Raw genomic sequence first — 14,251 nt, 5'->3', positions numbered from 1 at the left:
AATCTATTCCTCTTAATTTGTTGATCAGGAAGGAAGATCTGCCACCAGACGAATCGAGGTGGAGAGTTCTTCTAACTGAAAATGAGGTTTCAAGAATACCGTGGCACGGTATGCTCCCGGCTTCCCTGGTACGTCGGTGACGTTAATGCGAGCTTCACGTAATGGATATTTAGCCTTGATATGTTGAGGTGGAGTGTCATCCAGCAATACATATTGAGCAATCCATGTGTTCAGGTAAGCTTCAACGTTTTGACGAGTCATGAAGCTACCAATCTTCTCGCGCATCAATACCTTGATGTAGTGAGCAAAACGAGAGGCTGACATAACGTATGGCAACATGGACGAAATGCGCGCATTTGCCGTTGCACTGTCAGTCAGATATTGTTTTGGCTTGTTGGTGCTTTGACCACCGAAGAAGGCGGCTTTATCCGTACCTTTACAGTGACAAATAGCCATGAAGCCCAAGTCGTTCAATTCCTTCTCACGACGGTCAGTAATAGACACTTCAGTCGGGCAGGTTAGATCGATGTCACCGTTTTCGGTTTCAAAGGTATAGGCAGGTAAGCCTTCAACCAATCCACCACCTTCAACACCACGAATAGCGGCAGTCCAGCCGTGCAGTGAGAAAGCGTTGGTGATACGTTGTCCAAGAATATAAGCCGGGTTGCCCCACAAAATCTTGCGAGCATCAACTTGCTTAATGGTTTTCTCGAACTCAATGCCGTCGTCGTCTTTGTCCAGAACCCAAACCGGTTTGCCACCTTCAAGTACCAGATTGCCATCATCGTCGGTTTTATACAGGTTTACTGCAACATCTTCGTCGAAGTAGATACCTTCAACCGGGTTGTTTTCATGATGATAAGGTAAGCGAAGCATAACGCGAGGTAAGGTCAGGGTAACGTAGCGTGAATCTTCTGTTTCACGGAACGAACGCCATTTGATTAGCTCGGCACTTTCGAAGATCTTGCTCAGATCTCTTGGTTTGTACAGGTTGGCGTAATCTTCCAGGTCAAACAGTTTCGCGTAAGCTGAGGCAATGAATGGGGCGTGAGCTGCTGCTGCAACACCGCTGATCATTTCCAGGAACTTGATGTCTCGGGCTGTACGGCCTAATTGGTAGTCACCAATCAGTACACTGTAGGGTTCGCCACCAAATGTACCGTATTCTTCTTCATAAACGATTTTGAATAGGGCGCTTTGATCAAACTCAACCGCTTTATCCAAGTCTTTGTAAAGGTCGTCGTATGACACGTTCAACAATTTCAACTTCAACTTGGTGCTGGTTTCAGTGTTCATTACCAGGAAGTGTAAACCACGCCAGCTGCCTTCCAGAGCCTGGAATTCATCATGATGGATAATGTGGTTTAACTGTCGGCTGATGACTTTATCTTTTTGCGCGATACGTGTTGTGATCATGCCACCGATGTTATAGTCAGGGGCATCTTTACCTTCAGCTTTCGGGATAAGATCGTCATTAGCCAGGATCTGAGTCACATATTCTGCAATCAGTTCTAACGCATAAGGCTTTTGTGGTTGATCCAAAATCAATTGGCCGTCGGTTAACATACTGTTGATGTCTTTACCGTCTGCCAGTTCATCTTTGAACAACTCCAGTGTTGCGTCATCGTAGGCTTTCTGATCCAGTTCGCTTTTCGCAAGTTTCTCGCGATTTGCCGCTAATGTTTCTTTAGCGCCGTCGATGACTGCTTTAATGGCATCCAGTTTATCTTTGTCTTTCAAGATATTAACCAGAATGTTATTTAATCCGTCGTTACCGTCTAATTTGGCCAGGAAGTCACGCAGTCTGCTGCGTTCATCATAAAGCGCTTTTAGTTTCGGTACGCGATTAACCACTGCAACAGGATCGAAATCGTCAATGTGGTGAAACGCAACGTTTACCTGCATTGGTTCCTTTTCTCCTGGCAGTGTATTAGGAACACTGTACTTGAGTCGCGGCTCAATGGATTCCATGACTTTGTTGAAATTGTCGCGGTCTATTTGCACCATTTTTCTGTCACGCAATGGTGGCATTTTCTTATCAGATTTCGCTGATAGTGGTGCGATAATCCCTACTATAAAAGGGAGTTCCTTCTTCTCAATCGCTCCCCCCGTTTCAACATCGTATGTGATTTGAACCCTGGGAGGGCGTACTCTACTCAGTTTGTGTTGTATGCTATTCGACATTCGACTAGCCTCCGTTTAATTAAACTTAGCGTACATGTTCCAGGCACTAGTGAAGTGCTTCTCGAACATATATGACGCGTCCTCCGTAGACTCGTTTATGCAATTCACCTTTCGCTACCAGGAACTCAAGGGCTTGCTGCACGAGATCTTTGGCGTTGTTCAAGCTTTGTTTGGTGACCCACCAATTTGCTATCCCATCCACCGTGTCCCCAGCATTAGGGTTACCCTGGAAATATTCTTTTATTTCCATGGCAATGTTTTCGACGATAACTGGTTGTGATGCCATGTTTTTAGATCCGATTAAGTTGTTGCAGTAGGCTTGTAACCAACCCTCATACACTCACAAATCGTGCCAACCTGAAACCTATTTAACTTATTGAATTTAAAGGAAATAAAAAACTGTTTGTTTTTTGTTCTGAGGCCAAAATGCCCTATTAAAAAATAAACAATTGCACCTTAGGCGAGAAAAAATACGGGTTAAATGCAAATTGGGCGCTTTGTGACACAGTAGGGCGATTTAGCCCTAGCCATTTATACAGTGAAAATTATGATTAATATCAATAGGTTGAATTTTGAACATAAAAGGGATTTAGGTAGGAATCGGCACTGGCATCCTGATTGATCAGTGCTTATGGGACTATCAGATTGGAATGAGCAGTTAGCTTGAATGAGCATTAAGGTAGTAGGCATAACGACACCAAGGCTCATGTTGTTCATAAATTCATAAAGAGGAGTCTTATTGTTACTGTTAAGTCATATTGATACTTATGCGAATGATAATAGTTATCATTTGTGTATACATTTTATAAATCTCTGCTTATACTCCACGTGAAATTTTCATCATACTGCAATCGGAGTACACACTTGACACACTCTAAAACCACCCGAACATTGGGATCACAGGCTCTATTAGTAGCATTGGCTGCCGCTCCAACACTAGCGGGGGCGGAGAGTAACGACCTTTGCACAGACAAAGGTAAGCAAAACAATGCTGCTGTATGTGTAAATAAAAAAGATGACAGCAAGCAAATTGAGCTGATTGAAGTGTATGGCAACGCACTGTCTCCTTATCGTGCTGAACGCTCAGGTGATGAACGTCGGCTTGCCGATTTGGCTGATTTGCCTCAAACACTGCAAATTTTAACGCAACAGCAACTACAGGATTCAGGCAAATCTGATTTAAAAGAAGTGCTGTCGGCTCAAGCCGGTATTACTTTGGGCACGGGAGAAAACGGTAACGCATTTGGTGACCGATATATTATTCGTGGTCATGAAGCTCGTAGCGATGTATTTGTTGATGGATTGCGAGATCCAGGCATGACCACTCGTGAAAGTTTTGCTTCAGAGCAAATCGAGATCACCAAAGGCCCAAGTGCAACATTTGCGGGGCGCGGTTCTTCCGGCGGTGCAGTTAACAGCATCACAAAACAGGCTTCCCCAAATTTTGATTTTAACCGTGTCGATGCCAGCATTGGTTCTGACGAACACTATCGCGTTGTATTGGACAGTAACATTGCTATTAATGAAAACAACGCCATTCGTATCAATGTATTGCAAGCCGATGAAACCATCCCCGATCGTGACGGTATTGAGCGTTCTCGTCAGGGTTTGTTACTTTCGGGTTACACCGAAGCGACCGACAAGCTGTCCTTCATTGGTGATGTTTACTATCTCAATGCTGAAGATGTTCCGGATCTTGGCAGTTACTTTGATTCTCAGGCTCGTAAGCCCATTAGCAACATTCCTGTTTATGCGCAGAACGAAGACTTTCTTGACACTGAAGTAACGGCTTTAACGTTGCGAACCCATTACGACATCAATGATAACTGGCGTTTTTACAACGCGACTCGTGTGGGTAAAACCAACAATGGTTACATTACCACGGGAGCTCGTGGTTCCAATCGTGATGCCAGTGATACTGTTGCTCCTGGCGCTGCGACCATAACTTTGAGTACCCATCAGGGGTGGCAAGAAGTGGATTATGTGGCGACTCAGTTCAATTTGTTCTGGGAAACAAGCATTGCGTCCATGCCAAGCAAGTGGGTCTTTGGGTTTGATTATTCGGATGAATCTGTTGATAACGGTGTTTACAACATAACAACCCAGGGACAGTCTAATTGTCTTGTTGCTGGTCGTCGTGGCGTAACTGAGGGATTCTGTGCACTGGATGGCAACGGTAATGTGGTTGAAAACTTGCGAGGGTTAATGCAACGCAGTTTTGAGCGCGGTGCTCCTGATGCACAATCGGATATTGAAACCACCTCTTTGTATTTCATGAATACGTTGAGCCTGTCTGAAGACGCTGATCTTTTCTTTGGTCTGCGTAACGATAGCTTTGAGTATAAGAATGATGTACTTAGCGGTGGCAATAGCGCTATTTATGAATATTCTGACGACTTGTTCAATGGTCACATTGGCCTTGTGTACAAGATTGTCGAAGATGGCAACATTTACCTGACATACAGCACCGCGACCAATATCAATGGTGGCGAGTCGGATGTGGGTGGCAGTTGTGGTTACGGTGGGTTATGTGGTTCACCGGATCAAGTGCAGATGTCAGATCCTGAGCGCGTTAAAAACATTGAAATTGGTACTAAATGGCAGTTGTTCGACGACAAATTGCTTGCTACTGCGGCAATTTTCCAAATCACTAAATCGGATGTCATGGAAAGTGTCGGTGATGCCTATTCATCATTGGGTACTCTGAATACGGGTGAAAACAGAGTCAAAGGGATTGAGATTTCATTGACGGGTGCGATTACTGAAGCCTTGAGCATTCAGTTAAGTGCCACAAAAATGGATTCTGAGGTATTGGATTCCTTCAATGAAGACAGTATTGGCCTGGCGCTCAGTAACTTTGCAGAAGAAAGCTTCTATACTCAGCTTCGTTATCAGCCAAATGACAGTTTTGCCTTTGGTGCATCGGTGACTTATCAGGGCGAAATGTACGGTGGTCAACCCGATACCGCAGCGGGATACAACTCGACTCTGGGTGAATACTCCATTGTTGTACCAAGCTATACCGTGTTTGATGTGTTTGCTAACTATTATTACTCAGAAGACATTAACTTTGGCTTGAACATTGGCAACATCACTGACAAAGAATACTGGACTGCGGCATATCGTTCCGGTTCCTTTATGTATCTTGGTGAAGCGCGTAGTATTCGTGGAACAGTGACCTGGAAATTCTAATCAGATTTCACTAGAGCGTGCTCTAGTCATGACAGCCATTATTACAACGGTAGGTGCCTAAAAGGGCACCTATCTTATTTCTGAGGCAATATTGAATTATGGTTATTATTGAGCAATTTTTTAGCAAGGATGAAGTGCATCAATATCGCTTTGCACTTAAGCAGGTTCCGTGGAACGACGGTAAGCAAACCGCCATGGGAATGGCCGCCGATGTGAAACAAAACGGTCAGGCAGATGCCAATGACGCCCAGGTACAACAACTGGCAAACGGCGTCCTTGCCAAAATGGGGACAACACCCAAATTGGTGTCTGCCGCCTTGCCACACAAAATATTTCCGCCTTGTTTTAATCGCTACAGTGAGCACGAAACCTATGGTTTCCATGTTGATGCTGCGATTATGCGGTTGCCGAATAGTCAGGATGTGATCCGCAGCGATATGTCGATGACGCTATTTCTCAGCGAGCCCGATGAATATCAGGGCGGGGAATTGGTCATTGCCACGGAATTTGGCGAGCATAGAGTTAAATGTCAGGCGGGAGATGCCATTGTGTATCCTTCCAGCAGCCTGCACAAAGTAACGCCAGTGACTCAAGGTACAAGAATTGCGGCCATTACCTGGATGCAAAGTCTGGTGACAGACCAATCTATGCGACAAACGCTATTTCAATTGGATCAAACCATTCAAAGTCTGGCAATAGATAGCAACGCCAATCGCCAGCAACTCGACAATTTACATCATGTTTATCACAATTTAATTCGTCAGTTTTCACAGGTTTAATGCAGTACGGAATTGCGTTGACTGAGAAGGTCTGACAGACGCTAACAGGATGACTTGTAAAAAACAAAAGAAGCCCGGGAATTCCCGGGCTTCTTCATTTGATGAACGATAAAGCTAGCGTATCGATTACTCGTAGCTGTAGTTCATAGTCACGTTTCTGTATCTTGCGTAAGCGTACAAGCTAACATGATAAGTGCCAGCTGCTGGGCTTGCAAAAGTACAAGATTCGTTGTTGCCAGTCAGGTAAGGACGGCAGTCATAGTTGCTGGAAGTAGGTTGAGAACCATACTTGACGTATAGGTCTGCATCACCAGAACCACCTGAAATGTTTACATTCAGGACTGCTGCGCCATCTGGAACGTCTAATGTATAGTTGTCCCAAGCACCAGTTCTGCCGCTTAGTTTAGTCAAGGTGCCAGATACTGGATCAACAGTACCGCCGCCACCGCCGCCCCCCGTTGGTGGGAATGCAGGATCGCCGTCACAGCCCCAAGTGTTCAGGTAATCGTAAGCGTCTTGCGCTTTTACAATACCCCAGCCGTAGAAGTTGTCTTTACCAGACGCGCCACGATCTTGTGCAGTTGCTTGCAATGCTTCACGGATTTGCTCGTTAGTACATTGTTGGAAGAAAGACCAAACCAATGCTGCAACACCAGAAACGTGAGGCGTTGCCATGGAAGTACCGCTCCATGCTGCATAAGTATTACCAGGCAAAGTTGAGTTAACCGCTACACCAGGAGCTGCAATTTCAACTTGGCTGTTGTATTGAGAGAAAGACGCAACATTTGAAGAAGAGTCTACCGCAGCAACAGACATGATGCCGTCGTAAGATGCTGGGTAAGACATGGTGCTGTTACCATCGTTACCCGCAGCTGCGATCAATAGGATGCCTTGGCTAACCAGATTATTTACCGCAGTTTCTTCTGCAGTAGAAGCTGCGCCACCACCCAAGCTCATGCTGATTACGTTTGCGCCAGCGTCCGCACACTGTTGCATACCAGTGATCAGGTCAGATGCTGAAGTCCAGCTACCAGAATCGTTAAAGATTTTAACGATATGCAGGTCTGCATCAGGATATACGCCCACAACACCTACAGTGTTATCTAAACCAGCGATAGTACCCGCAACGTGAGAACCGTGACCATGACCGTCGTTGTTCCAGCTACCAACCTGACTGTTGTTTGCCTGACCCGTTACATCAGTAGGCAAGTCTTCATGGCCCAAAGAATAACCAGTATCAATGATACATACTTTACGTGCAGTTTTGTTAGGCTGAGACAGTTGGTCAGCTTGAACCATCGCAATACCGAATGGTGCTGTTTGAGCCATCAGGTAACGCTTAGGGTCTTCAGAGATAGTTTCAACATTTCTGTCGTTAATCAGCGCGTTGTAAGCCTTTTTGTCAAGCTTGGCAACAGCCATACGTTGACCACGGATAGAGTTAATGAACTTACCGCCAGCAGCGCTGATAGAGTTTAGTTGACCAGTGCGAGACTCGCCTTCGTTAGCAAGGTTTTGAGCACCTTCTTTAAATACAACGATGTATTGCTTCTGTTCGCTTGCATTGCCGTTTGCACCAACCAGTTTAAGGGCAGGGGCTTCGTATGACGTTCCTACATGTTCAATACCTGCGGCCATTACACTGGCTGCAACTAAAGAAAGAGCAGATACGCCCAATCCTACAACTTTGGTATTTAGGTTTTTCATTATTGTTTCTCGTTAGTGAATGTAATTCTTGTTTTCAATCTGGTTACATATTTAACCCATTTATATTTATGCCTAAAAATTTTCCAAGTGCAAACAATAAACGAGAAAATAACTATCCTGTTTGTGCATAAGATATTTCATATTTATTACATGGCATTTAAATACAGCGAATACTCAAAAAGCGGTTTAGGGTGAAAAGTCATGTAACTAACTGATATAGAAAGTTAATCAGAATATGAAGAAGAGTATGGGGAATTGTTGTAGGAAGAGAAAGCTACGCTGCAATTACATGATAATCACCTGCTTTGATTGGTGGTCTAAATAAGTGTGTATAACTGCAAGCTACCTACAGAAATTGGTCGCAGACTCGCCGTAAATCAATCCCTTGCGGCTGTGGGTCTGCTCCCAACTTTCTGTCGGTGACTGATTATTTGGAACAGTTATGTAGGGTTCAAATTCAAAAAAGCCCGGGAGATCCCGGGCTTCATCATTCATGAATTTTCTTCGAGTAATGATTACTCGTAGCTGTAATTCATGGTTACGCCGCTGTACTTCTGGTAAGCGTGTAGACTGATATACCATGTACCGGCTTGTGGGCTACTGTGAGTACAAGTCTCGTTGTTACCAGCCAGGTATGGACGGCAATCATATACTGTACTGGTAGGAGTTGCTCCGAATCTTGTGTACAAGTCGGCATCACCCGTACCGCCAGAGATAGATACTGTCATCACAGCAACACCAGCTGGGATATCCCAAGTGTAGTGATCCCATGCGCCTCTGTTTCCAGATAGGTTGCTTAAAGAACCAGATACGGGATCAACGCCACCGCCACCGCCACCACCAGTTGGTGGGAAGTTAGGATCACCAGCACAACCCCAAGTATTCAGGTAATCATAAGCGTCTTTGGCTTTAACGATACCCCAACCATAGAAGTTGTCTTTACCTGCCGCGCCGCGATCTTGTGCAGTTGCTTGTAATGCTTCACGAATTTGCTCGTTAGAACATTGTTGATAGAACGACCATACCAATGCTGCGACACCTGAAACGTGAGGCGTTGCCATGGAAGTACCGCTCCATGCTGCATAAGTATTACCAGGCAAAGTTGAGTTTACAGCAACACCTGGTGCTGCAATTTCAACCTGGCTGTTGTACTGAGAGAAAGACGCAACATTAGAAGAAGAGTCTACCGCAGCAACAGACATGATGCCGTCATAAGATGCAGGGTAAGACATACTGCTGTTACCATCGTTACCCGCAGCAGCAATCAGTAAAATACCTTGGCTTACGAAACCATTAACGGCATTTTCTTCAGCGGCAGAAGAAGCGCCACCACCCAAACTCATGCTGATAACGTTCGCGCCAGCATCAGCACACTGTTGCATACCCACGATCAGGTCTGAAGATTGAGTCCAGCTACCCTGATCGTTGAAGATTTTAACGATGTGCAAATCAACATCTGGGTATACGCCCACAACGCCTACAGTGTTGTCTAATCCAGCAATAGTACCAGCAACGTGAGAACCGTGGCCGTGACCGTCGTTGTTCCAGCTACCTACCTGGCTGCTATTCGCTACGCCCGTTACGTCGGTTGGTAAATCTTCGTGACCATAAGAATAACCCGTATCAATAATACACACTTTACGTGCGGTTTTATTAGGTTGGTTTAACAGGTCAGCTTGCACCATTGGAATACCAAATGGTGTGCTTTGAGCCATTAAGTAGCGCTTGGCATCAAGAGAGATTGATTCAATGCTTTCGTCTTTTAATAGCTTGTTGTATGCCATTTTATCCAGATTAGCGACAGCCATGCGTTGGCCTTTAATTGCGCTAATGAATTTACCACCGGCAGCTTCAATCGCATTGACTTGAGCAGTGCGAGACTGAGCATTGTCAGTGAATTTGGATACTTCAGGTTTATATACAATGATATAACGACCTTGTATCTCAACTTGTGCGCCTTGCCCATTAGTGCCGGCAAGTTTTAATGATGCCGCACTTTCAGTAGTGCCTACATGGTTAAGACCTGCTGCCATAACGCCAGAAGCAATTAATGACAACGCTGAAACACCTATTCCTACAAACTTGTTATTTAATTTTTTCATTATATGTACTCTCATATAGTTGTTAGATGAAAGACTATTATTAACGGTTAATATAGTAACCGTAGATATATTAATGCACTTGAATTAAGTTTTGTGCAAACAAAATGGTGATAATATTTATCCCTTTTAGTTATAAGGTATTGGCTGCAATTCTTAATTAAGATAAATAAAAATAAAAATTGGTTATTTCTGTTTTTGTGGATGTTAAATAAAGGATGGTTTTTTTTATATAAGTGAAACAAATGGGGTTTATATTTAATGTTATCTTTTTTGTTTTTTTAAAGTAAGTGTATTCGCAAATAAAACATAATCTTTGGCTTCTTCGGTATTTAGAATAAATTCACATGTGGTACAGGTTATTTCTTGTCCAGCAATAAATTCATTATCTATCCTAAGCATGTATTTTCCTGGCCTTACCTTATCCAAAACATAGAAGCCATCAGGCTCTGACCAGTATGTTTTAAATAGCTCGGGTTGTTCATTTCCCTGTTCATCATCATTATATTTGTATAGATTAAGAGGCAGTTGGCCGACTCGCTCTATGGGATTGTTATCATCATCAAAGAGTTGAATTTCTCCTTCAATTTCAAAATGAATATAAAAAGGAATTTTAAGCTCAACTTCACCACCAGGATGAGATTCAAGTTTAATATCCTGATATTTTGGCGTAATGAAAGGGTTGTTTAATTCCTCATCATCAATGGTGTATGTTTTGGGATTGTAAGCATCTATTCCATAAAGTTTAATGCTGTTGTTTGTAACGTTTTTTCTAAATGTTTTATTTTTCTGTATCAAATTTACTTCTGATAGGAACTCTTCATTTTCATCCCATTGATCATTTTGATTTAGGTCTAAAAAAGGTTTTAAAGATAAATAGTTCCCTTTTTTAACCGAAGAATACATTATGCAGCGGGGTGAAATTATTGCACGCGACAAAACCTCAAAATTGATATTTAAATATTTATATTTCAATGAGTTAATAATTTTATTTCTATCATCCAGATTTAAAATTTTTTAAGATAGCTATAGAAGCTTTCTCGTAGTAGAAATATCGTTAATAGAAATTGAGATTAAACAGAAAATCTAAAACGATTAACTTTTTAGAGATGTTTGGTAAAGGATGTTTGGGAGCTTAAAAGTTACTGCGCCTGGACAATAAATTGGCTTCTATCCAGACCGTGTTTTTGCATCAAACGACAGAAAGAACGACGCTCTTTTTTGGCGATTTTTGCCGCTTTTGACACATTGCCACGGGTGTGTGTGAGCAATTGAGCCAGATAATCACGCTCAAATTGATAGATGAGTTGATCTTTTGCATCCTGAAAACTACTTCCCAGTCGGGGTTTAATTGTAGCCATTGGTAATGCTTGAAGTTCACCATCAAGATCTTCCAATCCTGAAAGTAAAGATGAATCATTAATGACATAATCTTCCGTAAGAAAATAGGCGCGTTTAACGAAGTTATCCAATTCCCTGACGTTACCTTCCCAATTATAGGTATGCATAGCTGCAATAAGGGAGGGGTGAAACACTTTAACTTTGTTATCGTTGACGAGAGCAAGACCAGCTAAAAAGTGTTGCGCTAACAACTGAATATCTTCACCACGTTTTTTGAGTTGTGGCAAAGTGACTTGCAGCACATCCAGACGATACATTAAATCTTCCCGGAATGAACCGTTAGAGATATGTTCTCGGATATTTGCGTTACTCGCTGCGATAATTCTTACATTGAGCTTTTTGAACTTGTTACTACCGATTTGGCGAACTTCACTGTCTTGCAAATAGCGTAAAAGGGCAACCTGAGCTTTGCTGGACAAGCTGTCGACTTCATCCAGGAAGACAGTTCCATTATCAGCCATTTCCAATAGGCCTTTCTTGGATTTATCTGCGCCGGTAAATGCACCTTTTTCATGGCCAAATAACTCACTAAGGATCAGATCATCAGAAAATGCACCACAGTTAATGGGTATAAAGGGGGCTTCTTTACGCTCACTAAGATAGTGAATGGCTCTTGCTGTTAATTCCTTACCTGTACCGGTTTCGCCTTTGATAAAAACGTTGGCATCGGCTTTGGATACTTTCTTGATTAATTTAACTGCTTTGACAAATTGGCTAGAACGACCGTAGAAATTAAGTTTAATGAATGCCTCATCCACATCCAGGGGCACAAAATGCTGTCGTTGCAGTATTCGCTGCTCTGAGTATGCAATGGATTCAAGCAGGTTATTCTCACCTGTTTTTAAGAATATGGTGTTATGACTTAATTGTGACGGTAATACAGTAGGGAGCTGGTTACATACAAGATATATGTATTGCTCGTGGTTGGCATGATAACGACGAATATCAATTTCAGAGATCTGATCAACATTATTAATAAGTATCAACCAAATAATTGGTGCACTATTATCTGTTTCCTCGTGTGTAATCGTTTCAAATTGACGCGTTTTAATTTGCCCCGAACCGAGTAATTCGATTACGGAATAGCTTGTATATTCATCAACGAAAGATACAACACGTACCTGTGAATCCCTAAGTATCATGCTGAAACCAAATTAATTTTTTTGCTACGGAACGAATATGATTAGTTAAATACTCACGTTTTTTCAAGCAAATTTACCAAAAATATACACATTTTTTCATAATATTGGTTACGCGTAACAAAGGGCGGTTTTTTTTAGATCAAAATCATGTTTTTACATACAGTGAAAGGTGAGTTTTGTCTAAAGATAAATGAGTTAAAAGGTAAAAAACTCTAGTCAGACCAGTGAGTTATTGATCGGTTTATTTGATTTAAATTTATCTTTTTAATTGCTTGAGGGGATCGGGTTTGTAGAGTGATTTTGTTTAACGCAAAGCTGTAACTTGGACAAAACCGAATAAGAAAACATAGCCAATAAAAACAGAAGAAATTGGAAAAAGCAGATATGAATTACAATCCAAATTTTTTATTAATAACTGCCAATTCATTTAATAGTGCATTCTCCTTAATTTTTAATTCCCCGAGTTCGTACGTAATTTCTGTTTCTCGTTGTTTAGCTTCTTCCAGTGTCATGGAAACGATATCAATGGCTACATTGCTCTTTCCATTGGAACCCGGTTTCTTGAATTCCAGAATTTCACCGCCAGAGTGAATGCGATTACTATTCTGCTCTTTTGCATTTGGGGGCTTTTTAGCGAGATCAAGCTGTTTAAGCTTCTTGCCGAAGTTGTCCAGAGCGGGGCGGTTTACTCGAATGCCAAGCTCTATACATTGTTTGTGTGACTTGTCGAAGTTGAGGTAGCTATTCTGGCGAATGATCTTCTTCACCATTTCGACTTTTTCTACTTGTAATTTTTTATCGAACATCTACTTCGGATAACCTCAGTTATAACTATATCCAGTGCCCAGAAGTTTCCCTGAAACATCTTAATAGGGATCTAAAAGTACGATTAGTAATACTTTTATGCCTGTATTGTATTTTAATTAATCTATTTGGCAACTGTTTAAAACCGCCAATGGGTCTAGCATCTCAAGGGAAAAAAGCTGTTTTAAGGTGTTGAATCGGGTATGTTTATCTATATCAAAATGTTTATGAGGCAACGAAATCACTGGCATAGACTCTTCTTATGCGTATCTCTGGTTAGTTTAAAAAGGTGTTAATGAATTTAAACCTGAAGTAGCATATACGCTTACTTCATTTCGTGGTGGTATACTCCACATTTTTCAATGTATTACGGTAGGTTAAGGCATGGCTTTGTCACTACAGGAACAATTACTTAAAGCTGGTCTCGCTGATAAAAAGAAATCACAGCAAATTAAACAGGAAAAACGCAAGAAAGATAAAATCAAGCGTACCCAAAAGCGTGTGGATGTTGACGAAACCAAGCTGTCTGTTGAGCAACAGATTGAAGAGAAGAAAGCACGCGATAGAGCTTTGAACCAAAAGACTAAAGAAGAAGCTGAAAGAAAAGCGATTGCTTATCAAATATTGCAAATTATCCAACTTAATAAAATTGATATTAAGAACGGTGATATTTCATTTAATTTTACTCATGACAATCTCATCAAGCGCATTCACGTAGATGTTCGCACACAGCAGGCTCTTCAAGATGGGAAACTGGCAATTGTAAGTTATCAGGATGGTTACGAGATCATTCCTATGCCAGCAGCAGACAAAATCTCACAAAGAGACGCGGATATCGTTGTATATGTCTCTGATAATGAATCGCCACAGGAAACATCAAGCTCAGATGAAGATGATTGGTATGCAGACTTCAAAGTACCGGATGATTTGATGTGGTAAAGCA

The 14,251-nt window shown here is 42.1% G+C and carries 10 protein-coding genes; 3 read left to right on the top strand and 7 right to left on the bottom strand.

The annotated features are described in order from the left end of the window. Positions 1-24 precede the first annotated feature (24 nt). Together tssC and KIH87_RS09975 are read right to left on the bottom strand one after the other, a co-directional pair. Entirely contained in the window at positions 25-2,184 is a 2,160-nt protein-coding gene (gene tssC / locus KIH87_RS09980; RefSeq protein ID WP_232361387.1) for a type VI secretion system contractile sheath large subunit, read from the bottom strand. Between the two features lie 46 nt (positions 2,185-2,230). Then, positions 2,231-2,470: a hypothetical protein gene (locus tag KIH87_RS09975; RefSeq protein ID WP_232361386.1), complete on the bottom strand. Its 240-nt coding sequence runs from the start codon at positions 2,468-2,470 to the stop codon at positions 2,231-2,233. Positions 2,471-3,048: 578 nt separating this feature from the next. On the opposite strand from KIH87_RS09975, the gene KIH87_RS09970 reads away from it, so the two are divergent. Both KIH87_RS09970 and KIH87_RS09965 read left to right on the top strand, forming a co-directional pair. Next, a complete protein-coding gene (locus KIH87_RS09970) occupies positions 3,049-5,376 on the top strand; it encodes a TonB-dependent receptor (RefSeq protein ID WP_232361385.1) in 2,328 nt (775 codons plus the stop codon). Positions 5,377-5,474: 98 nt separating this feature from the next. Beyond that, the gene (locus KIH87_RS09965; RefSeq protein ID WP_232361384.1) at positions 5,475-6,155 is read left to right on the top strand and encodes a Fe2+-dependent dioxygenase; all 681 of its coding nucleotides are present in this window, start codon (positions 5,475-5,477) and stop codon (positions 6,153-6,155) included. Between the two features lie 126 nt (positions 6,156-6,281). Here KIH87_RS09965 and KIH87_RS09960 read toward each other — a convergent pair whose 3' ends face one another. The 5 genes from KIH87_RS09960 to KIH87_RS09940 form a co-directional block, all read right to left on the bottom strand. Next, positions 6,282-7,862, bottom strand: coding sequence for a S8 family serine peptidase (locus KIH87_RS09960; protein WP_269751491.1), 1,581 nt, complete (start codon positions 7,860-7,862; stop codon positions 6,282-6,284). 515 nt (positions 7,863-8,377) lie between these two features. After that, positions 8,378-9,964 (bottom strand): S8 family serine peptidase, encoded by a 1,587-nt coding sequence (locus tag KIH87_RS09955; RefSeq protein WP_232361383.1) that lies wholly within the window; start codon positions 9,962-9,964, stop codon positions 8,378-8,380. A gap of 261 nt (positions 9,965-10,225) precedes the next feature. After that, on the bottom strand, positions 10,226-10,867 hold the full coding sequence (locus KIH87_RS09950; RefSeq protein ID WP_232361382.1) for a hypothetical protein: 642 nt from the start codon (positions 10,865-10,867) through the stop codon (positions 10,226-10,228). Positions 10,868-11,103: 236 nt separating this feature from the next. Continuing rightward, positions 11,104-12,504: a sigma 54-interacting transcriptional regulator gene (locus tag KIH87_RS09945; RefSeq protein ID WP_232361381.1), complete on the bottom strand. Its 1,401-nt coding sequence runs from the start codon at positions 12,502-12,504 to the stop codon at positions 11,104-11,106. 389 nt (positions 12,505-12,893) lie between these two features. Then, positions 12,894-13,310: a hypothetical protein gene (locus KIH87_RS09940; protein ID WP_232361380.1), complete on the bottom strand. Its 417-nt coding sequence runs from the start codon at positions 13,308-13,310 to the stop codon at positions 12,894-12,896. A gap of 382 nt (positions 13,311-13,692) precedes the next feature. Here KIH87_RS09940 and KIH87_RS09935 point away from each other — a divergent pair, with 382 nt between their 5' ends. Next, on the top strand, positions 13,693-14,247 hold the full coding sequence (locus tag KIH87_RS09935) for a DUF2058 domain-containing protein (RefSeq protein WP_232361379.1): 555 nt from the start codon (positions 13,693-13,695) through the stop codon (positions 14,245-14,247). Positions 14,248-14,251 lie beyond the last annotated feature (4 nt).

The organism is Paraneptunicella aestuarii (assembly GCF_019900845.1).
Taxonomy (GTDB): Bacteria; Pseudomonadota; Gammaproteobacteria; order Enterobacterales; family Alteromonadaceae; genus Paraneptunicella; species Paraneptunicella aestuarii.
The sequence above is the reverse complement of the archived record's forward strand: the minus strand, read 5'-3'. Positions and strand labels throughout refer to the sequence as shown.